The 19,108-nt window shown below is 42.7% G+C and carries 19 protein-coding genes; 1 reads left to right on the top strand and 18 read right to left on the bottom strand.

What is annotated here, in order from left to right; genetic code table 11:
* The 18 genes from AAFN85_RS26035 to AAFN85_RS25950 form a co-directional block, all read right to left on the bottom strand.
* Positions 1 to 366 (bottom strand): MobC family plasmid mobilization relaxosome protein (locus AAFN85_RS26035; RefSeq protein ID WP_347530784.1); only part of this gene is annotated, 366 nt, incomplete at its 3' end.
* A gap of 246 nt (positions 367 to 612) precedes the next feature.
* Complete coding sequence (locus tag AAFN85_RS26030; RefSeq protein WP_347530783.1) at positions 613 to 921, bottom strand: hypothetical protein; 309 nt, start codon at positions 919 to 921, stop codon at positions 613 to 615.
* Positions 918 to 1,181 carry a helix-turn-helix domain-containing protein gene (locus tag AAFN85_RS26025; protein ID WP_347530782.1) on the bottom strand — a complete coding sequence of 88 codons (264 nt, stop codon included), beginning with the start codon at positions 1,179 to 1,181 and terminating at the stop codon, positions 918 to 920. The genes AAFN85_RS26030 and AAFN85_RS26025 overlap by 4 nt, the downstream gene beginning before the upstream one ends.
* Before the next feature lie 15 nt (positions 1,182 to 1,196).
* On the bottom strand, positions 1,197 to 1,466 hold the full coding sequence (locus tag AAFN85_RS26020; RefSeq protein ID WP_347530780.1) for a helix-turn-helix domain-containing protein: 270 nt from the start codon (positions 1,464 to 1,466) through the stop codon (positions 1,197 to 1,199).
* A 173-nt stretch (positions 1,467 to 1,639) separates the two neighbouring features.
* Complete coding sequence (locus AAFN85_RS26015; RefSeq protein WP_347530778.1) at positions 1,640 to 2,401, bottom strand: hypothetical protein; 762 nt, start codon at positions 2,399 to 2,401, stop codon at positions 1,640 to 1,642.
* 259 nt (positions 2,402 to 2,660) lie between these two features.
* A complete protein-coding gene (locus tag AAFN85_RS26010) occupies positions 2,661 to 3,335 on the bottom strand; it encodes a hypothetical protein (RefSeq protein WP_347530777.1) in 675 nt (224 codons plus the stop codon).
* Positions 3,332 to 3,979 carry a hypothetical protein gene (locus AAFN85_RS26005; protein ID WP_347530775.1) on the bottom strand — a complete coding sequence of 216 codons (648 nt, stop codon included), beginning with the start codon at positions 3,977 to 3,979 and terminating at the stop codon, positions 3,332 to 3,334. The genes AAFN85_RS26010 and AAFN85_RS26005 overlap by 4 nt, the downstream gene beginning before the upstream one ends.
* A complete protein-coding gene (locus AAFN85_RS26000; RefSeq protein WP_347530773.1) occupies positions 3,976 to 5,391 on the bottom strand; it encodes a hypothetical protein in 1,416 nt (471 codons plus the stop codon). The genes AAFN85_RS26005 and AAFN85_RS26000 overlap by 4 nt, the downstream gene beginning before the upstream one ends.
* Position 5,392: 1 nt before the next feature.
* The gene (locus AAFN85_RS25995) at positions 5,393 to 8,944 is read right to left on the bottom strand and encodes a hypothetical protein (protein WP_347530771.1); all 3,552 of its coding nucleotides are present in this window, start codon (positions 8,942 to 8,944) and stop codon (positions 5,393 to 5,395) included.
* Positions 8,941 to 10,386, bottom strand: coding sequence for a hypothetical protein (locus tag AAFN85_RS25990; RefSeq protein WP_347530770.1), 1,446 nt, complete (start codon positions 10,384 to 10,386; stop codon positions 8,941 to 8,943). The genes AAFN85_RS25995 and AAFN85_RS25990 overlap by 4 nt, the downstream gene beginning before the upstream one ends.
* 7 nt (positions 10,387 to 10,393) lie before the next feature.
* Entirely contained in the window at positions 10,394 to 10,840 is a 447-nt protein-coding gene (locus tag AAFN85_RS25985) for a hypothetical protein (protein WP_347530769.1), read from the bottom strand.
* Positions 10,841 to 10,842: 2 nt separating this feature from the next.
* The gene (locus AAFN85_RS25980) at positions 10,843 to 12,063 is read right to left on the bottom strand and encodes a hypothetical protein (RefSeq protein WP_347530768.1); all 1,221 of its coding nucleotides are present in this window, start codon (positions 12,061 to 12,063) and stop codon (positions 10,843 to 10,845) included.
* 4 nt (positions 12,064 to 12,067) lie between these two features.
* On the bottom strand, positions 12,068 to 13,144 hold the full coding sequence (locus AAFN85_RS25975) for a type I restriction endonuclease (RefSeq protein WP_347530767.1): 1,077 nt from the start codon (positions 13,142 to 13,144) through the stop codon (positions 12,068 to 12,070).
* 23 nt (positions 13,145 to 13,167) lie between these two features.
* Positions 13,168 to 13,455 (bottom strand): DUF3892 domain-containing protein, encoded by a 288-nt coding sequence (locus tag AAFN85_RS25970; protein WP_347530766.1) that lies wholly within the window; start codon positions 13,453 to 13,455, stop codon positions 13,168 to 13,170.
* Between the two features lie 230 nt (positions 13,456 to 13,685).
* Complete coding sequence (locus tag AAFN85_RS25965) at positions 13,686 to 14,066, bottom strand: DUF6232 family protein (RefSeq protein ID WP_347530765.1); 381 nt, start codon at positions 14,064 to 14,066, stop codon at positions 13,686 to 13,688.
* 73 nt (positions 14,067 to 14,139) lie between these two features.
* Complete coding sequence (locus tag AAFN85_RS25960; RefSeq protein WP_347530764.1) at positions 14,140 to 14,793, bottom strand: response regulator; 654 nt, start codon at positions 14,791 to 14,793, stop codon at positions 14,140 to 14,142.
* A complete protein-coding gene (locus AAFN85_RS25955; RefSeq protein ID WP_347530763.1) occupies positions 14,790 to 16,424 on the bottom strand; it encodes a tetratricopeptide repeat protein in 1,635 nt (544 codons plus the stop codon). Before AAFN85_RS25955 ends, AAFN85_RS25960 begins: the two co-directional genes overlap by 4 nt.
* 85 nt (positions 16,425 to 16,509) lie before the next feature.
* Positions 16,510 to 16,680 (bottom strand): hypothetical protein, encoded by a 171-nt coding sequence (locus tag AAFN85_RS25950; protein WP_347530762.1) that lies wholly within the window; start codon positions 16,678 to 16,680, stop codon positions 16,510 to 16,512.
* A gap of 344 nt (positions 16,681 to 17,024) precedes the next feature.
* On the opposite strand from AAFN85_RS25950, the gene AAFN85_RS25945 reads away from it, so the two are divergent.
* Positions 17,025 to 17,897, top strand: a complete 873-nt coding sequence (locus tag AAFN85_RS25945) for a hypothetical protein (protein ID WP_347530761.1) — start codon at positions 17,025 to 17,027, stop codon at positions 17,895 to 17,897.
* The last annotated feature ends 1,211 nt before the right edge of the window (positions 17,898 to 19,108 follow it).

The following is a 19,108-nucleotide window of genomic DNA, read 5'->3' as shown; positions in this document are numbered from 1 at the left end:
GCCGCTGATCTTCGTTAATAATTCCTCGATCTGTTTAAGTAAAGCCTGGCATTTCAGGGCAAGTGAGAAAAGTCCGGCCACATGGGCAAGGTGTGTCAGCTGATTAAGGTTATTGGCAAGCCCCGCCAGCATCCTGAACCAACCGGTTTCCTCTACAGTAAATCGCGGGAAAACTTTCGCGCTTTTGGCAGCCTTGCGAAACCATTCACTGGATCTCAACCCGGCTTTCTTTGCCCGCCCTTCGATCAGGACACGTTCCGTCGGCGTCAGCCGTACCATCAGGAAATCGCTCCGGCTGACCGTTTTCTTCGGCCTGCCGGGCAACCGTTTTTTCTGTATTTTATCTTTTTCAGTTGCTCCTGTCATAAAATCACGTTCTTAAAACTCCTTCCAAAACCGACCAACGGGAGCGAGTTACCGGATCACCCCGGCGGGGTGTATCCGGGTTTTTGTGAAGCAAAAACATTAACTCGCTCCCTTCGGGTCGTAAATTTCTCCGCCATATATCACGCTATCTGTATAGGTGCTTCATACCGCTTGCGGTATATGCTATTTCAATGTTGCAAAACGAAGTTTTGCGTGGGTTCAGACACCATCCTTTTTTGCCACTGTTTATGTTTCCAGCCAATAAACCAGGCTACCCTGCTTGGGATGATAGGAAGGCTGATATCGGATATAACCATACCCATCCAGTTCCCTGATACATTTATGATAAGTAGCAATGGACGCGACCTTGGAAAACGCCATAAGCGTTTTCCGGGTCACACTGAATGGGCTTATAAAACCATTGCGCTGCCAACAAACGAATAAGCCGGTAAACAAGCTAAGATGGGTTGGCAGCAAGCGGTTATCCTTTTCCATTTGTCGAAGCAAGCTGGCATAAGCTGCCAGCTCCTTAACAATTTCCTTTTGCAACTTCATTTACCCTCTCCTTCCAGAATTTTATTGATATCTTCCAGCTTATAGTACATGATGCTACCTACTTTGGTAAAACGCAGCGTGCCGTTAATCCGCAAGTTTTGAAGTGTGCCGGGCGATATCCCCAACAGTTTTCTTACCTCCACACTCTTCAGCCATTTCTTTGTGCTTGGTTGCCCCGGCTGTATGATCCGTTTGATCTCGTTTAGCAGATCACTTTTAAATTCCAGTAAATCCCCTTTGGTGATCAGTTCCACATTCATCTGTTCCTCCTTGTTTTAATCGTTAATGGTTTGTTGCATGGCATTCAATACCTCACTTTTTTTGAAGTACACCCTTTTATGAAGGCGCAAATAGGGTAAGCCTTTTTTCATCCAGTTGGTAAGCGTAACGAGAGACACGCCGAGTTCGGCGGCGAGTTCCTGCTTGGATAAAAGTTTTTCTGAATCCAGTGGCTGGCTGCCATCCGTTTTAAAATGTTCCTGTAATTCTGCCCTCACTGCCAGGCGTATGCACAGGCTAAGAGCTTCTTGATCGATTATCTGCATAGCATTTGTTTTGGAGCAAATGTGTGCTGTACAGAATAGATTTCTTGACCATGCAGAATTGCATGGTTAAAATGAAGTAGTTTGGAGAAAGCTAAAAGTGCGTATAAGGCACTGATTGACAACTTGATATTATACTGGCAAATAACTGACTACTTAGCCAGCAAAGAAAAAAATCAACTCCTCTTTTTTGCAGGGTTAATCGTAAATAGCTTGGATTTTGCAGGAATATCGGCGTGCTTATCTCCCGGTTCGCGCTTGTCGCTTGGGAAATAACGGCGTATGGTTTCGTAATTGATCTCTTTATCTCCTTCGCGGAAATACTTGCAGATCATTTTCATCCAGACGCTTTGCGTTTGGGAAAACATGAGTTCCCTCCCTTCAGGTGTTTTAAGTTCCTGCATTTGTAAATGCAGGTGTAAAACTACATTTCGGTAGCCTTCCGGGATATTGATATAACCTTCTGTTTCAAGCGCAGTCGCTTTCCTGAGATCGGCTTTCAAATTAGTTACTTCTTGTTTAAGTGCCAATATTTCTGACTCTTGCTGTGCTATTACCGCATCATTGGATTTGTGAATATTCCAGCGATCATACGAGATTAGCATTGCTGTAAACTTTTGTAATCGTACTATTTCACGCTCATTCCTTGGATGGTTCTTGTCATAGACATCTTTGCCCAACAACACTTTTAATTGCCGTTCAATGAGCGACCAAAAATATTTAAAGAAGATTTCGTCTGTACCATCTGTATGTCGGGATAAATAATAGGCCAGGTGGCGCTGGTAAAATTCTTCTATACGGTCCTCTGGAATTGCAAACACTCTTTTAAAAAAGTGCTTTGAAAAATGAGACCTGTCCCATTGTAATGGATTGCCTATATCCAGGGTGTCCTTCTCAAAATCGAAACGACTACGGGATTTAAAATATGTTGCACTCATAGGTGGGTGATTAGCTCAAAAATAAGCATTGTCTGCGAAGTTGGGGCTTTCGTCGAACATTTCAATTTTCAAACTAACATCCTCTTATATAAAAACAGACCTGAGTTATCGATCAGCATTTATAATTGGGTTACGATTTTAATTTATTTGGTTTGATCGCCTATACGCGGGGCTTTTTCATAATTTGTGGCTCACGGTTCTAAAGCAAGACTTTTAAGGCTATAATAAGGATTGGGCACAGATAGTCATGATAATAATTTCAGATCAATTGTTGCAGATCGTTCAAAGTTTCATTTAATACAGATGCAACTTGTCCGGTAAGTAATTGCTCATAGTTTATCGCAGTTTGGCGCAATACATCTACCGTTAAACAAAATTCAGGTGAGATTCTAAACTCCTTTCCATAAATAAAATTTAGGTAATGAAACATTGCTTCCGTGTACATTCCTAAGTCAGTATCATTAAAGCCATCCTGCCAGTAAACAAACCAGATCCCGCCTGTTTTTACCGCACCTTGATCATCAAACGTAAAAATATGATGTGGATTAATTCGTATTGGGACATTATTTAAGTTTAAAATAATATTCGGCTTTTTTAAATACGCTGTGATCTTAGCGGGACGCCAATTACTTAGGTCAAACTGAACATAGTCCTGCAATATTTCCAGGTTGCGCTGATATCTGATCTTTTGGGTGATTGGCGCTTTTTGATAGCTTTCATCCAGTTGGTCGATCTTGTCAGATATTAACTGCTGATTATTTTCTTTGTAAGTATTCGCAATTGCACTTAAAGCTGATATCCAATAGTCACCGCCATCGCCTTTAAGTTTTGTTGACGGCGGGATCGTTATTTGGTTAGCAAAATTTTGACGACGGATGGCCGAATATCTTCTAAATTCAACCAGTTGTTTTACGGTAACATTCTTAACAATCATTGTTTGATTTTGAATTTTGGTGCTATCTGGATGGTGAAACGCTTGTTATTCTTTTCGTCTTTATCCCTCGACTTGCCAAAATACCCGCTGCCTACAATGAGTAATTCGCAGTTTTGAAATTTGTTAAAATCCATTCCAAGCCCAAGCCAATAGTTTTTGAGGGCGAGAGCACGAGAATAACTGAGCTGGTATCCGCGGTCGGGGTCTATAACCGAATTTAATTTTCCACGATAATACGCGACCTCGGCATGCCCTTCTACAACCAGTATATAATTTATATTAGGGTCTGAGGCGAGCAGTTTCATTTTTTGATATAGTGCCTTCCCGGCATCCACCAGACTGGCGCGCTCGCCAGCTTTGATAGTATTCATATCCGAGCTGTTCGGCGCAAAATTTACATCTACTAATAATTTATAGCGGTTATTAACTGTATCCAGTTTAAAGTACCTGCGGTCCAGTTTTTTAAGAGCGCTATCAATCTGTTTGATCCTTTCCATTTGTTCGGCATTCACCAATAGTTCTGCTTTTATCTTACTAAAACTAAGGTAGCTGAGTACAAAAAGCACAAGCATCACAACAAACAGGCTTGTCATCAAGTCTACATAGCTGGGCCAAAAATGGCTTTTTCCGTTTTGTTCCATCATTTCCGTCGAAATAATCGGGCAAACATGTTCCGGCGTTTTTCAGGAGCTTTTGTAACCGGACGTTCTACATAAGTAACCTGAGGGCTGGGGCGTCGGTTAAGGGCCTCTTTTAGCTCACCGATGCCATTGTTGATGGATCCCAGGTAGTTCAGGTTCTGCATCAGATTGCCTTCACTTTGAAAATCGAAAGCATGTTGCAGATCGATCTCTATCTTGCGGCGGAGTTCGTTAACCCTTTCCGCAGCTTGCTGCAGATAAGCTTGCACATCGCTATAAGATTTACTGGCATATTCATTGATCAGGGATTCTTTGGTGTCGATGGCAGTAAGATGTTTTCTGACCAGGTTAATCACATCTCCTCCTAACATTTCAGATTGCTGAATATCGCGCCCTAATTGATTCACGCTGTCTTCGAACGTATGAACGCGATCCATGAGACTACCCAATTTGGTAACAAGGCTATCAGACTGTTGAATGTGGGTGTTAAATGACTGGTGCGCCGATATAAATTCGGTCAGAACGGGAGCCGTATCCTTCATTTTATCGAGCATCCTGATATTAGACTTGGCGATAGCCTGGTAGTCAACTTTTTTTAACTCATGCAGGAAGTCGATCTGCGAGCGGGTATTTTCATGAATGGCGACGATCTGTCCGGAAATATCGGCAACTGCGCTACGTAGTAATCCGATGTTTTGGCCGAATTGCTGATCAAACAGTTTCAGATTATCTGTAAACTTCGCGTTAAAGTCGCCAATGTTGCTTTTGAGCAAGTTGAGTGCCGAATACAGGTTATTATCCAGGTTGGGCAATAATTCGCTTTGCAGAAAATTATAATAAGCATTTTTGTTCCGGTCGCGAGTTACCACCGCTTGCCGAAGCACCACTACATTATTATAAGTAGTCATAGCCAGGCCTAATAAACTTACAATCATGGCCACGCTCACACCGGATAGCAAACCTATAATAGCGTTTTCGGCCACGTTGCCCTGCAGCATCTTATCGCTCATCAAGATAACATGAACCAAACCTAAAATTACGCCCACAAAAGTACCCATCAAACCGAGATATAAGGGTGTGGTTACTCCGGCGGCTATCTGGTGTTCCTGCCCTTCAGAAACCCGTTCCGAAATGCTTTTAATAATATTGAAATCTGCCGAACCTTTATTATTACGGAGGTAAGTATTAGTTGCAACAATGATCTGCTGAAATTCATCCGAAGGATGATTAGGCATTTGCAATTGCTCAATATCATTTCCCTCAAACTCCAACAGTACCATGTGCTCTTCTGTCAGGCGATGTTCCGGAAATAGTTTTTTTAGGCTGTTTATCGCCTGCCTGGTAGATATGAAAGCTTTGAATTGCAACCAGCCCACGCCGATCAATGCGATGGCTTCAAGGTAAATAAGTTTCATTTTATTCGAATGCGATCTTTAGTTTTTCAGTTACTACCCAATTAGAACCATCTTTCCGCAAACGGCCCCTGCTAATCGTCCGGATGTTGATCTGTGCGTTATTATCCGGAAACTTTTCGCAAAAACACACCGGTTTAGCCAGATCAGGGAAGGAAGCATAGATCCGCTTGTGTACTCTTGGGTCACTGAGTAACTCAAACTCTGCTTCATCCGGATGAGCGGTAGAAACCAGAATACTGTAATTGCTATTTATCGAGGTATCAGTAGCCATATCTTTTTCGGCAAAGACCTGATCACCAGATGGCCCTGCTATGAAATAGGTGATCCTTGGGATATGCTCATCAAGCGTTTCCTTATTTAATTTGCCTATCTCAAACAATATACCGATCAGCGGATAAAAGAACAGACTGTCGGAAATCTCCTCCTGGTAATCGATCTTAGTTTTGCGAATACCATAGCCCATTTCAAAATTGCTATCCACACGTGAAGCGGCGAAGCGCTGTAGCGCTTTGATATTGATATCGATATTCAGGTGGGATTTGAAGGGTATCTGATCGTTTAGCCCCATAACCACCGAAAAGAAATCGTTGATATTTTTATTGACGCTCGCTTTGATCTCGGCTAAATGGGTTTGTATATCGCTGTACTTTTTGATCTCTGTCCGGTTCGGAAAAGCCAATTCCGTTCCCAGATAGGATACCGAGGAAAACTCGGACTGCCCGGTTTTGAAAATTCCCCCAAAACACGTGGCCTCTTTACGGTTTTCTTGAGGCAAAATAATCTGCGGCTTCCCTTGCGGTGAACCGTATACCTTCTCGATCACATAACCCGCAATATCTCCCAATAATTTCGGATCACCCAGCAAATCGATATAGCGACTACCATTACCGCTAAAAATAATACAGGTAGGTGCCGGCTGTTCTTTGGCTTTGAGTAGTTGTGCGGTGTGATATATGAGAGAACAATAATGAATAAGGTAGAGAATTTTGAACGATGGCTTCTTTAATTCTTCTATAACATGTAATTTATCCTCATTAGCCAGCCAAAAGTTAATGATTTCATCGGTAGATCGGTTTTTAAAATACTGATGATTTGCCGCCATAGCAGTATCCTGCATGCGTTCTACCTTTTGTTGCATTTCGTCTTTTATAGCCAGATAAATGCCGTTCTCTCGAGCGTCGGTGGTTAACTGGTTATGCCCGTTGGACCATAGCACATTACCAGCGAAATTAAAGGAAGTACCCACCCTCGGGATATCGTTAACAAACAGCATCGCATCGGTAGAGCCGCCGCCGATATCCAGCGACAAAACTGAACGAGGGTCTTGGATCTGCGCTTTTTTTCGCAGAAAATAATAAGGCGCTTCTGATTCGAACACCATGTTGGTAGTTCGCGTACTGCCTAATACGCTCCGCGTATGTTCTTCCCAAATTTCCCGGTAAGCTTGCCGGGCGGCATACGAAAGACTTTGGGGAATAAACCAGTTCACTTGTACTTTAGCCGGGTCGCCATCATTTAAAATGGTCTTATAACGCATTAAGTAGCAAAGTTCTTTAATAAAGGCATCTACCCTTAGCCTGGAACCTCTATCCTGCGCGTTCGTGATATCCCATTTGATATTCGGAATTATCTCTTGGGTCATGGCCGTACTTGAGTCCATCACCGCTTTTTGGTAAGCGAAATGAATATTGACCGTTTGGAACAACTCAAACGAGTTGATATTTTTGCTTTGCATCACAGCAGTACGGAAGGGCATACCGAAAACGCTGTCTCTTTCAGGGGTCAATATTGGCGGTACAAATTCCTGGTAAATTAGGTTATCCAAAATCGCCGATAGATTATGATTACGAAAGGTAGATATCAGGGAAAGACCGCCGACTTGCTTTTTAGGCTGGTGGAGCAAAACCATTTGTGTGTCCGCTGGTTCAAAGCAAAATGGTTTTGGGGTTGAAGTTAATTCGGTATCGTCTGTAAAAGCAAGGAAGGTATTGGTGGTACCAAAGTCTACCGCGTACGAAAAGGCCTTTTTTCCTAATAACTTCTCTTTCCAGCGTGGAATAACAAGACCCTGCACTGATGTGGTATCTCCGATTTTGGGCAATATCACCTTAATAAGATCAAAACCGGTATTTTCTAATTTATAATAAATAGAAGCGAGCGTATCCGGATTCTCGAACTTGCGCCTTTCTGCCCGCTTAGCCCGATAGTTCCCTCCTTCGGAACTAATCTTTTCTAAGCCATAATCCTTAAATTTAAAAAACTCCAAAGCGAATGCACGGGTTTCCAAAGCCGCTATCGCAGCCGACTGGACATCGATCCCAAAATGTACCTGGTAATAATTGTTATGCTGATCTTGTTCTTTAACCTTTAAGAACGGAAAGATCCCCAAAGTGAAATTTAGTTGATAACCGGCTTCTACGTCAACTATCCGGCCATCTCGTTTATCACTCCGGTTCAACGCGTATTCTTTGGATCGGCTTGGGGTTTCCACGGTACCATGATAGGTTACCTTAATCAATTCAGGGGTTTTGATCTCATAGCTAAAAAGCTCCGGCAATTGCTTAATGTCTACATTCTTTAAAAAGTCTTCTTTCACAGGTAACAGAAAATCAAACTCCCGGTCGGCCGGCTCGTTGATAAAACGTGGGGTATAGAATTTTGTATTGTCAATGCGATAGTTAACGCGGACCAGGTGATCGTAGAAAATGTCGGTAGCGCCGGCATCCGCATTGGCATGGAAAGGATTTCCGGCAATATGAAATTGTCCGCCATTACGCGCGGCCAACGAGCGAGCTGAAGGCCTGATGGTTGACTGGAAACTTTCAATCCCCTCTGCCAGCAGGTAGTTCCAAACCATTTTCATACTGCTTTTCAGCGAGGGGTTGCTTTGAAAAAAAGTCCGTACATAAACTTTAAATACCTCGCTCCGGGATTGGAAAGACCTGATCTTGGTAAAATAAACCGAATTGGAAATAGGATTAACCAGGTCAAACTCCCGCTGATAGGTCGGGCTAACAAAACCGCCGCCTTTTTGCTTGTCCAGGTTGGGACTGGTGAACATCAAGGTGTAAGGCGATGAGGCGCAGATCACCATTCCCTTATACTTAACCAACGACAAGCCTTCGAAGCCACTACCAAGGTCCTGATTGATAAAAAGCCCAAGGGTTTTGGCAAAAGTTTGTCTTCCCTCCCCGGCCTGGGCAAAATCTTTCAGATTTTCCGGTCGCCAGTTCTCGATAGTTAACTGGCTGCCTTGCGATTCGTGGTACTGCCAGTTAAATATCAATTCCAGGGCATCTAAACAATCGGAAACCAGTTCTTTATAAGCGTGAGAAGCCCTATCTTTTTTTTCCTGCATATCCCGCACTATAAACCGGAACGCGGTTTCGAAAATATGCAGCCTGGAAAATGGCGACGGGATAGCGTTTAAAGCATTGGCCGACGCCGCAGATTTATCCAAAACTGCGCTGATCGCCGTTTCGTTCAATTTATCAGTAGGTGCCCAACCGGTTTGATGATTGCCGGTAGCATCGTAAATATTAAAGGGTTTCATAGCTTAAATTTCTTTTGGTTAACGGACTGCATCGCTTTTTGGGCCAGGATAAGGTATCTACTGAATTTATCCGCGCCACTCAGGTGGGCTACCTCGTTACGTGAGTTTTCCAGGCTGTTGAGATAATTGGAGTGGTCAAAGGTGTCGGCCACTACCCAAAATTTCTTTTCTTTCAGCGGATTACCTACAACCAGCTTATGAAATCTATCGGCTTCCAGGCGCAGGTTAAATGGTGCAAATTGGCGATCGTTCTGCGCCAGCTCGCCTATCCACTTCAAAAAATATCGCTGAAAATAACGTTCCAACGCGGTTACAGCGTCTGAGCGAAAGAAATGCGCATCGAACTTTTCATTTTTTATAGCCGGTGCATCGGGATGTTTTTTAAAGGTATTATGCACCTGCGCAAAAACGTAAAAATTCACCAATGGCAGATAGAGTTGATCCCGCAGTTGATTACCCAAATTATAAAAGTGGATTGGCGATGTGTTTTCTGCCGGGGTATAGTGATAAAACCGTTCGGCCTTGCTCCCGCCGCCGGTCGTTTGCGAAAAATCGATGATTGCCGAAGCGCCAATCAGCTCAATCAGGTGCGCTTTGTTATCCTGTAATTTTTCATCATTTTTATATGGCACCGATTGTTCGTGCAGGTCAGCGAGATAATACAAAGCGTCTACGCCTTTTAAATGATTTTCATAATACGAAAGGGCGGATTTGGTTTTTGTGAAGAAGCTGTTCGAGTCGATATCAGCATGCTCCGCATCTTTGTCCGGCTCCCCTAATTTAAAATAAGGCATAACCGGCAAAGCACCGATCATTGCACGTTGAATGTATTTATTAGAACTTTCGCGGAGATTTTTAACCAACAATGGAAATCCTGCTGCGCCGGTACCGCCGAAAATGGAGCTGATGATAAAAATCCGGTCCTGATCTGAAAAAATATTTTCAAAAGCCTTATACCAGCCCGCCTGGTCCATTTTATTCAATACAACTGAGCCAATATTGGGATTGCCCTTAAAACCTACTGAAAGCGGTGTGTTCAGGTTTTTTTCGCTAAAAAGTAATTCGGTGAGGTCGCGGTTGATATCGCCCTTGTCAAGCAAATGCAGATCAAGAAACTCGCCGAAGGTTTCATCGATCCGCTCGTCGAAATCGAAGCCGGAAGCAATCTCGCCGCCCGAGGCATCGCCAAGAGAAACAATGGGTGTATGAAAGAAAGCGCCTGGCCCCGGCTGCTGATGAGCGTAGGCTGCTTGATGAAGGTCGGTATAGATACTCACCAGTTCTTTGCAATCTTTAAACTCAGGCAAGTCCTTATGCGGGTCTATAAAAATGGGGACAAGATCATAACCGTTCAGGTTCACACCGGCGGCTAAGGTGAGCGTGAGGGCTTTCATGATACGGGAGCCGGTGCCGCCAATCCCGAAAACAAATATTCTTGGCATAACTTAATTAAAAAGGGGTTCTGTTAGCAGATGAAAATCTTTTGAGAACGATGGAAAGCAAGGTAAACGCCACGATGAGGTATATCCCATTGATCACCCCAAGCCCCAAACACAACTTAAATGTGTGCAGATCCAGGAAGCGATTTACCAGGCTATTGGTGGTCCAGGTGGTTAAAGCGGCCAACGACAGCGCGCTTACTATCATGGTTATGATCCAGTATTTGAGTTTAAAACCGTAACCACTTCCGCCTTTCCTGTTCAGGATGAAATAATAATAGGCAAGCGCAAGTATCGTAAGCGCCAGTAGATAATACCCTGCATAGGCATACATATCTTGCTGAAAGATGCTTTTCACCGTTACAGCACTTTGAGGATCTCCGGGGGCACGGGCAATAAATTGCCCCCAGGTGGTATTGGTGATAAATTGTAAAAAACTATCGTAGAGGTTTTTCATGGTCAATAAGTTCTTTTGGTGATCAATAATCGGATTGGCCGGGCTAAGAGGCCTTTTTTTCTTGGCAGTGCTTGCTCCAAACCTTCCACCAGCGAATTCAGCCCTGGGGTATTTTGGTCGGCTTTTGCTACCCAGTCTGGTTTCTGATCCTTTAAATTCAGCGTAATAAGGTTACTTTCCTGGCTTAAACCGCTAATCTTCAACCGTACAAAATGGGTTGCAGAAACTTGAGATCGCAACTTATCGTCTTGGGGTTGCAGGTTAAAATGAGTATCTGCCTGCTCCACAAACACTGTTGCGGACGTGTTTACGGCTGTAAGCAATTGCCGGATATTGGTATGCAGTGGCAAGGCCCGTAAATTGATGGCTAACGCTACCTCCATATTGGGTGTTTGGCCATCCCATTCGGTGAGGCAGTAATAACGTTGATCCTCCGCACAAATATTAGCTACGGCGGAAGCATTGGTAACCGCGTACGGTAGTATTGAATAGGCTGCGCTGATGGGTGCCAGTCCATCCGTTATCTCATTGCTGATATTGAGTTGCGCCTTGATCTTTTCGGTCAGATCTTTCACTGGCCCAGGGGCACCCATAAGCCACATATAATATGGAGTATTGGTGTGCACTTTTTTCCCTTTCTGATAATAGAATGATGAGTTCAGTTGCAAGATGGCCGAACCTAATTTCTTACCGGCAAAGCGTGTACGGATATCGGTTTTAAACTGTGCAAGCAAGCTTGGCGAATTTCCGGCAGGTGAAAAGATCAGATCAGAAACCAATATGGAAACCGTATTATCCGAAGCCTTAGCCATAATACTATCCAGCATTTCGGGAATATCGGTTTCCTGCCCAAACTTAAACTTTCCGTTATTCAAATCTGATCTGAAAGATACGGCGGTGATGGGCAATGGAGATTGTTTACGGGACGGTAGCTGAAACATTCGTAAACGGTTTTGTGGCTCTCCGCCCAAGGTGGCAATTAAATCCCACATACTGGTTTGAAACTCCGTAGCTTTGCCGGCAGGCATAAAACCCGCCATGCTACCAGATGTTTCTAAAAAGAAATTGATGTTATGAGCGCTGCTTTTTATAATTGGTTCTTTTTGCACCAAACAACCTTCTTCGGTAAAACTATCTTCAACCCCGGCATTAAATGGCGTGCAGGAACTGATAAATAGTAGCAGAAAAAAACAGTAAATATTACGGGAGATCTGTTTGCTCATTTTGTTAAGCTTTAGCTTTTTCTAACCGGCCAATTACTTGTAACAAGGCTTCCCCATGCTGATAAAGATCATCAAGGCTTGTAATTTCAAACTTCTGTTCCTTTTTATTTTCATCCAGAACAACGATATATTGCTTCCCCGTGCCTAAATACAGTCTGCAAATCGTCTTCCGGTTGTTATCATCCAACAGGATAGCAAAGTAGGATTGCGCATCGCGGTAAGTGATCCTTTTTGCGTCGATATGTGAACGTAGCATGGCTTTCACAATGTAAAAGCCTTCCAACTCTTCTTCTGTTGTAACAATCAATGGCGTTTGCCCTTCCTGAGCAGCTTCTTCAACCTTGCCGGCTTCTGTAGCGTCTAAAGCCTTTTCCTGGTTGAGGGCAGATTTTAGCCGCTCATTAATGGCATCGCTGATGAGTAAATGAAAAGAGCGTTTGATGATCGGTCCGAATTGCTCTTTTATCCGGGCGGTGATTGTTCCGGTGTATATCTGTTTTGTAAAAAAGGTTACAAACGGATCTGATGGTGTAAGAAGCTCCTTATTTAGGTAGGTCTTCAGCTCGTTCAGGTATTTGAGTTCGCTGGCCGTGTTGGTGATGCTGTCGATATCAAAATACGACTTGTGAAATTTCTTCAGTTCAGCAATTTCGGTCTCCTTGATCTCTGTAATGGAAAATTCAAAAAACGGCGTACTGTCCATCTTGTTTTTTTCTTCCAGATCGGTGTAAAACCGGTAGGTTAAACCATTGGTCAATAAGCCAAATTTCGCTTTGGTAGTATGGAAATATCGGAATAGCTGTGAATTGTGAGGGTCCAGTTTTTCAAGGTGATGCTTGCATTCAATTAAAATGGCTGGCTCGCCTTCCTGCATTATCGCGTAGTCCACTTTCTCCCCTTTCTTGATCCCGATATCGGCGATAAATTCAGGATTTACTTCAAAAGGATTAAATACGTCATAACCCAATACCTGTATAAAAGGCATGATCAGCGCATTTTTTGTCGCCTCTTCGGTTTTCAACTGCGGCAACAGTTTTTCAACCCGTGCGGCTAATTGTAATATTTGGTCTTTAAAATCCATAAATTATTGTGATATGGTTTAGGTTAACATTCTTTTAATTTCAACAGATTATCCGAAGTCATGCTGTCGGCCTCAGTTTTAACATACTTGTTGCCTTTAGCACTGATACAGGCTACTAATTGGGCTTTATTGCCTGCGGCATCTTCAACATAGGCTTCACCACCTTCATAGATAAATTGATACATGTCCTCGCGCGTTGTTGTTCCGGTAACTTCAGTATATTCATTAATCCAGCTCATGGATGATATAGCGACGTATTGGTTCTCGTGGTCGCCATTTGCTTTTTTGATACAAGTAATTTTTACTGCCATGTCTTTATTTTCTTATTAATCATGGCCGCCTTCTAAATGGCAAAGTGTTCTGCCGGCGGCTTTAGCTTCGTTTTCTGTGACTGGGATTATCTGGTATGTACAATGCCGAAGGCCGGAGCATTCTGCACGTAAATGATAGCGGTATGCGTTTTTACTGAGGCAGATATAAACCGTTCGATTATCCCGGCAAGCCGAGGTGAATAACAATAGAACAGCCAGCGCCCCGGTCTTCATCCCCGGTGAATGATGGCCTCATTCAACGCATTAACAATATTTTGGATGTATCGCTGATCTTTGGAAACCAGGCTATTCGCTTCGCCTGAATTTGTACTAATCCTCACAGCATATTCATTCTTTATAATGAATAATAAAGCGATGCCAGTGGCCAGTAATAAGAAACCGAAAACACGGGCGCTATCAGCTAAGAGCATCAATACCCCGATCACGATCATTGCTATCGGAAGTTTTTTGCTTTTTATGATCTCGAAAATGTGCACGGAAGATATATTCCGCATGGCGTAAGTTTTAGAATTGGTAACATAACGCGATTGGGTTACCAGGACCTGCGTATCCTGGTAAAAAGTAGTTTCTGTAGGTGTTAGGGTTTGCATTGTGTTTTGATTTAGATGAACAAATCAAAACTATGATAGACAACGGAGTTATTTTTGCGGTTTCCCGCAGCGTTTAAATGATACCCTGATCTTTACAATAAGCTATCAACTGCTCGTTTTTGAGGAAGCCATAGCTATCGCGGATCTCCTTGAGCCGTTGCTCGATACTGCGCAAGCTGGAGGGGCTTATCTGGTGTTGATGCAAGTGGTCTGCCACTTGTTTTTGGGTTTTCCCTTTCAATATCTGCGACAGAATGGTTATATCATAAACGGTAAAATCATGGCCAGTTTGCTGCCGCATCATCTGGCGCACATCGGGCGGGTAATAGCGTTTGCCTTTTTGAATGGCTTCGATGGCCTCTTTCAGTTTTTGCGCGTCTCGCCTACCTTTAGGTACATAAGCATCAATCTGCAATTGCTCGTAAAGCCTGACGATCTCGAAGGGTTTCGCCGTCCCCGAGAATACGATTATCTTAAGGGCCGGGTGAAGTGCACGCGCCGCACTAATGAGCGCCTCGCCATCTTTTACTTGTTGCGGCCGGTCGGCCTCTTCGTCAAAAGAGAGGTCTGTAATGAGCAAATCATAGGCGCTTTTTTTGAGTTGGGTAACCGCGTCATCGCAATAATAAACGAAACGCACTTCTTCTATACGAAAATCATCCAGAGTTTTACGTACCGATATGGTGGTACTCTCAAAATCTTCGGCAATCAATACACTTGTTATCATAAAGGGATAATTATAGCTATTTTCAGGCCTTTGCCAGGCCCACCATCAAAAGTAACTACCCCACCCATTGCTTGTATGCGGTTTTCCGTACCAACCAAACCGTTACCAAACCGGACATTTGGTGCAAGGCCTACCCCATCATCGCTATAGTTGATATGCAAGTGATCCGTCACCTCAAATTTGATCAGCACATTCGCTGCCCGGCTATGCTTTTTCATATTGACCATTAACTCCAGTAAAATATAATTCAGGTTTTGTCGTATCACATCAGGGACACCTGACCATAACTCCGGGCTATTGCCTGTTAAAGAAATATGGCAGTTCTGTCCTCCAAACGCTCTTAGCTGCACACTCAGTTGCCTATCGAAGGCCGAACTCGCAACAACAGCCTTTTCATAAGAAATATCCCGGGAGCGCTGATATAACAAATCTAATTTATCCGCCAATTCCTCATTATCAGTTAGTAAGCCATGCTCTACTTCAGACATCAACTGATAAATACCATTAGCCACCCCATCATGTACCTTTTTTGCAACCTGCATCTCACTATCCCGTATAGCAAGCTCTTGTTGCAAACGCATCTTCCTTCTGCGCCACCAGAAATAAAAACTCAAACCCGAAACAACAAACACCGACAGAGATACCGCCAAAAATAACTGATAACGCTTTTCGGCCACATCCTTCTGTAGCCGCAAATTATCAGCCTGGCTTTTCTCCACATTATAGCGGATCAAGGCAAACTGGTTCTTAGCGGCATTTCGGGCGAGCTGAACGCTGTCACTAAGTTTTTGAAAGCTGAGAAAATAAGATTTTGCTGTATAAGGTGGACTGATTTTGATCAAAGCAGTAAGAGCTTCCAATTTATCGTCGGGGCTGTGTAATTCGCTTGCAATAGTTAATCTTTTTTTGGCAAATATCAATGCCGAATCCGGCTTGACTTTTTCGTAGTAGGCCACTAAACTGAGATAAATTGAATTTAAGCCCCACTTATCGTTTTCTTTTTGCCAAAGGGTGAGCGCTACACGTAACTCAGCAGCGGCGGGATAGTTGGTGTCCTTTAACCATTCTGCGGTGGCCTTATTGGTCATGATGCGTGCTCTATCGGCTCCTTTAGCTCTTGGTAATATCTGCCGGTAAATATCCAGGGCAACTTTATAAGCGCCTTGATTTTGATACGCTAAGCCTTTATTGTTTAAAATAGTAACCGTCCAATTACTATCTACCGAAAATTTGTAGGCCTTATCGAAATATTTGATGGCTTGTCCGTAATTTTTTAAATCGGTGCTGGACATGCCTAATTCATTATAAACATTGCTCAAGGTTGGCTGATCTGCAAGGCGATTTTCATCTAAATATTTTAACGCACCGGTTAAACTTTCCTGAGCTCCATAATGGTCGCCGGCATCCGACTGTATCATAGCCATAATGTCAAATGCCATAGCAATTTGAGCACTATCCTTGGTACTTACGGTTAATTGATTAAAGTAATAAAAAGCAGAATCGTTCTGATGGTTTAAAAAAGCGTAAGCTTTGCGATAGAGGGTCCAATCTTTTTTCGGGGTATTTTGCTTGTTGTGTCGGCAAGCCAACAATAGTATCAACGGCAACAAACAGCATAAGCGCTTTTTCAAACAGAAATTTTTGAACCAAATTAGTAAAAAAGCCCAAAATATGAAAGGTGAACCTTATGGGATTCACCTTTCATATTTTGTATGGTTATTGGCCACCACCCGGCGGAGGTGGAGGTGGCGGAGGCAAGTGTCCTTGCTGGCCGCCGCTATCATTATTGGTTTGGGTTTGAACAGTACCATTACTGTTATTATTACAATTGCCGGAATGCACGGGGCATGACAAGGCCATGAAGAGTGCTATGAAAATCTCTAACATTTGAAAAAAATTAAGAATGTGAATACTACGGCAGCCCGGTGCCCGGACTATCCGGGTACCTTATCTGCCAACCGCGTAAGAAGCGCTTCTTACATTTTTTGGGAAGTAGGGTGTGTTAGTCGCGGTTACTGAAAACCTGCTTCCCAAGCCGGGCAACAGTAGCCGCTTCTTTCACACCAAATTGTCATGGCCTATGATCACCAGCCGATAACGAGAGCAAATGTAAAGTGGATAAAAACACATTCCGGCAAGCCGTTCCGCTAATTCCGCCCATTCCGCTGTAATTCCGCCAAATCCTTGTACATGTTAAAAAATCTGTTAGTTTTGATCCAGTTTAATGTATCATGTTCAAAGATTACCGTACCTGGGCCCACAATCATTACAAGCAAAAAAGCATCAACGAACCGCTTTTTTCTCCAAACCTTAAGCGGTCATCACCCGGAAGGATCAGGAAAGAATGCGAATTTGTTTATAAAGAGCGTTATGACAAAAAGGATGAACAAACGCTGCGGAATTTTTTTGGAGCGTTAAAAGAAGGTGAAAGTTATGGCGAGGTGATCCGAAAATTTGATGTAGACAAATTCAGGCCACTCGATAATTTTTTAAAAGGAGCGATTGAGGAAACAGAAGATAAAAACATAGAGTTATTGGCTTGGTTGCTAAATCTTCAGCCAAGACCCTATCAGGAAAATTATGTTTACCCTACGATTAGTGTAGATACAAAAAAGACTCCGGTGGATACCGGAGGCAAAATTGAAGGCGAAAAAGAGTGCGGAGAAACGGGGCACAAGAGCAAACGGCCAGTAGTAACGGGAGTAGTCTTAACTATTTTAGCGGTAATGATCACCTTCGGAGCCTATATTCTACGGCCCCAAAAAAAGGCAGACAGGGCTTTTAGCGGCCCTATCCCTCCTCCAACTAAAGGGGCCTGCATGATCTGGATAAATGACCATTATGAACCCCAACGTTGTGAAGATGTGGCGGGCCGGGACGGCGTATTGGGGTTAGACAGTGTACGTTTACGCAATTTTAAGCGCATAACCGACACGTTAAAGATCAATGAATCTTCGGTTGGCCACGTTTGGTATTTTAAAAACAAAAAAAAAATAGAATATTACACTGCTGCTGGCTATCATCCTATTGATACCAACCGGTGGCTTAAACCGCTAACCATTTTTATCGTTAGAAAATATTTGCAACACCCCATCCACCCATGAGTATTTTTTAATAAAATACTGCTTTTAAGTTGCTTAAAGAATCTAAAACTCCTATATTTATATTAATAAACTAAGTAGCATAATAAGGTCAATTAGCGGCCATTTGGTGAGCACACGGTGAGCAGTGTCAAAAGCAAAAATATTGATATTGAGAGTGAGTCGGTTAAGTGATTTTTCACGTTCCCTCCGGATATGACTCTAATAAGCTGATGATTATAAATTCTTTCATCACCATAATTCCAAGGTCTTCTGCGACAAAATAGAGGTGTCTGATTTTCTTGTGTTCTATTATACGAACTATATATCGATCATTTTTTGTTTGTCTACGGAGCGTCATCATAATTCAATGATATCTTTATATTATATATTCATTCAGTTGACTACCTTTAATATTTCAAAAAAAAATAGCCTTTAGGATATCGTAAAGACTGTTTTATACACCCCGGTGGATGGCTACTAAAATCTGCGCTTCCAACTTTTCTTTTAGCAGGTTTTTTGACACCTTAAGTTGTCTGTCTATTATTACGTTTATATTTGCTGAAATTTTGCCCAGAAGTCGCTTAGCAAGATTTCTGCTGATGTAATTCGGACTATGTGACTTATCCATGCTACTATCGAATGTTTCACCCTCCGCAGACTTTCTTTCGTCAGGATCCTGTGTAGCCTTTCCCGCTTTAATTAATCTACAGTGAATTGTCTGCCATCCACTAAGCAGCCGAAAATCACAACGCTTGCCAACTTATCAAAGTGAAGTCTTAGGTAAATTTGAATGCCCCCTGATATTAAATACTCACTTATTCAGCCTTCTGAAATTTATTTAATTGAATTTTAGATTGCCTGTCGGTTATTGTTAAAATTACTCCCTTTTGTTCAAGGCCTACGGCCAGTTTCTCGTACTGCGGCATAGGAGCCAGAATTGTCGGTTTCTTAGTCGAAATTTCAGAATAGGGCTCGTCAAAGTCGTCAGGAACGCTAATACGGTATCCAGGAAAATCATTGATCTTTGAACGATTTTTTCGTGTAATAAAATACTGTATTACAGTTGCTTATGTTTATTATTTTTCTTATTATTGGTCATTGCAATGGCTGAATAATCAGTATGCTTTACTCATATGTTTCGTTGTCACTTAACCTTTAGCCTTATGTTATTCGATCACGATAAACTTTTTATCCGCCGATCCAGTATGATTCAAGCATTTACAATTTGTCTG

The organism is Mucilaginibacter sp. CAU 1740 (assembly GCF_039839285.1).
Classification (GTDB): domain Bacteria; phylum Bacteroidota; class Bacteroidia; order Sphingobacteriales; family Sphingobacteriaceae; genus Mucilaginibacter.
The sequence above is the reverse complement of the archived record's forward strand: the minus strand, read 5'-3'. Positions and strand labels throughout refer to the sequence as shown.

Excerpts from the sequence above, each read along its gene's own strand:
- AAFN85_RS26030 (WP_347530783.1), bottom strand. The coding sequence starts at position 921 with ATGAAGTTGCAAAAGGAAATTGTTAAGGAGCTGGCAGCTTATGCCAGC.
- AAFN85_RS25950 (WP_347530762.1), bottom strand. The coding sequence starts at position 16,680 with ATGTTAGAGATTTTCATAGCACTCTTCATGGCCTTGTCATGCCCCGTG.
- AAFN85_RS25995 (WP_347530771.1), bottom strand. The coding sequence starts at position 8,944 with ATGAAACCCTTTAATATTTACGATGCTACCGGCAATCATCAAACCGGT.
- AAFN85_RS26015 (WP_347530778.1), bottom strand. The coding sequence starts at position 2,401 with ATGAGTGCAACATATTTTAAATCCCGTAGTCGTTTCGATTTTGAGAAG.
- AAFN85_RS25945 (WP_347530761.1), top strand. The coding sequence starts at position 17,025 with ATGTTCAAAGATTACCGTACCTGGGCCCACAATCATTACAAGCAAAAA.
- AAFN85_RS25990 (WP_347530770.1), bottom strand. The coding sequence starts at position 10,386 with ATGCCAAGAATATTTGTTTTCGGGATTGGCGGCACCGGCTCCCGTATC.
- AAFN85_RS25985 (WP_347530769.1), bottom strand. The coding sequence starts at position 10,840 with ATGAAAAACCTCTACGATAGTTTTTTACAATTTATCACCAATACCACC.
- AAFN85_RS26010 (WP_347530777.1), bottom strand. The coding sequence starts at position 3,335 with ATGATTGTTAAGAATGTTACCGTAAAACAACTGGTTGAATTTAGAAGA.
- AAFN85_RS26020 (WP_347530780.1), bottom strand. The coding sequence starts at position 1,466 with ATGCAGATAATCGATCAAGAAGCTCTTAGCCTGTGCATACGCCTGGCA.
- AAFN85_RS26000 (WP_347530773.1), bottom strand. The coding sequence starts at position 5,391 with ATGAAACTTATTTACCTTGAAGCCATCGCATTGATCGGCGTGGGCTGG.
- AAFN85_RS25975 (WP_347530767.1), bottom strand. The coding sequence starts at position 13,144 with ATGGATTTTAAAGACCAAATATTACAATTAGCCGCACGGGTTGAAAAA.
- AAFN85_RS25980 (WP_347530768.1), bottom strand. The coding sequence starts at position 12,063 with ATGAGCAAACAGATCTCCCGTAATATTTACTGTTTTTTTCTGCTACTA.
- AAFN85_RS25960 (WP_347530764.1), bottom strand. The coding sequence starts at position 14,793 with ATGATAACAAGTGTATTGATTGCCGAAGATTTTGAGAGTACCACCATA.
- AAFN85_RS25965 (WP_347530765.1), bottom strand. The coding sequence starts at position 14,066 with ATGCAAACCCTAACACCTACAGAAACTACTTTTTACCAGGATACGCAG.
- AAFN85_RS26025 (WP_347530782.1), bottom strand. The coding sequence starts at position 1,181 with ATGAATGTGGAACTGATCACCAAAGGGGATTTACTGGAATTTAAAAGT.
- AAFN85_RS26005 (WP_347530775.1), bottom strand. The coding sequence starts at position 3,979 with ATGATGGAACAAAACGGAAAAAGCCATTTTTGGCCCAGCTATGTAGAC.
- AAFN85_RS25970 (WP_347530766.1), bottom strand. The coding sequence starts at position 13,455 with ATGGCAGTAAAAATTACTTGTATCAAAAAAGCAAATGGCGACCACGAG.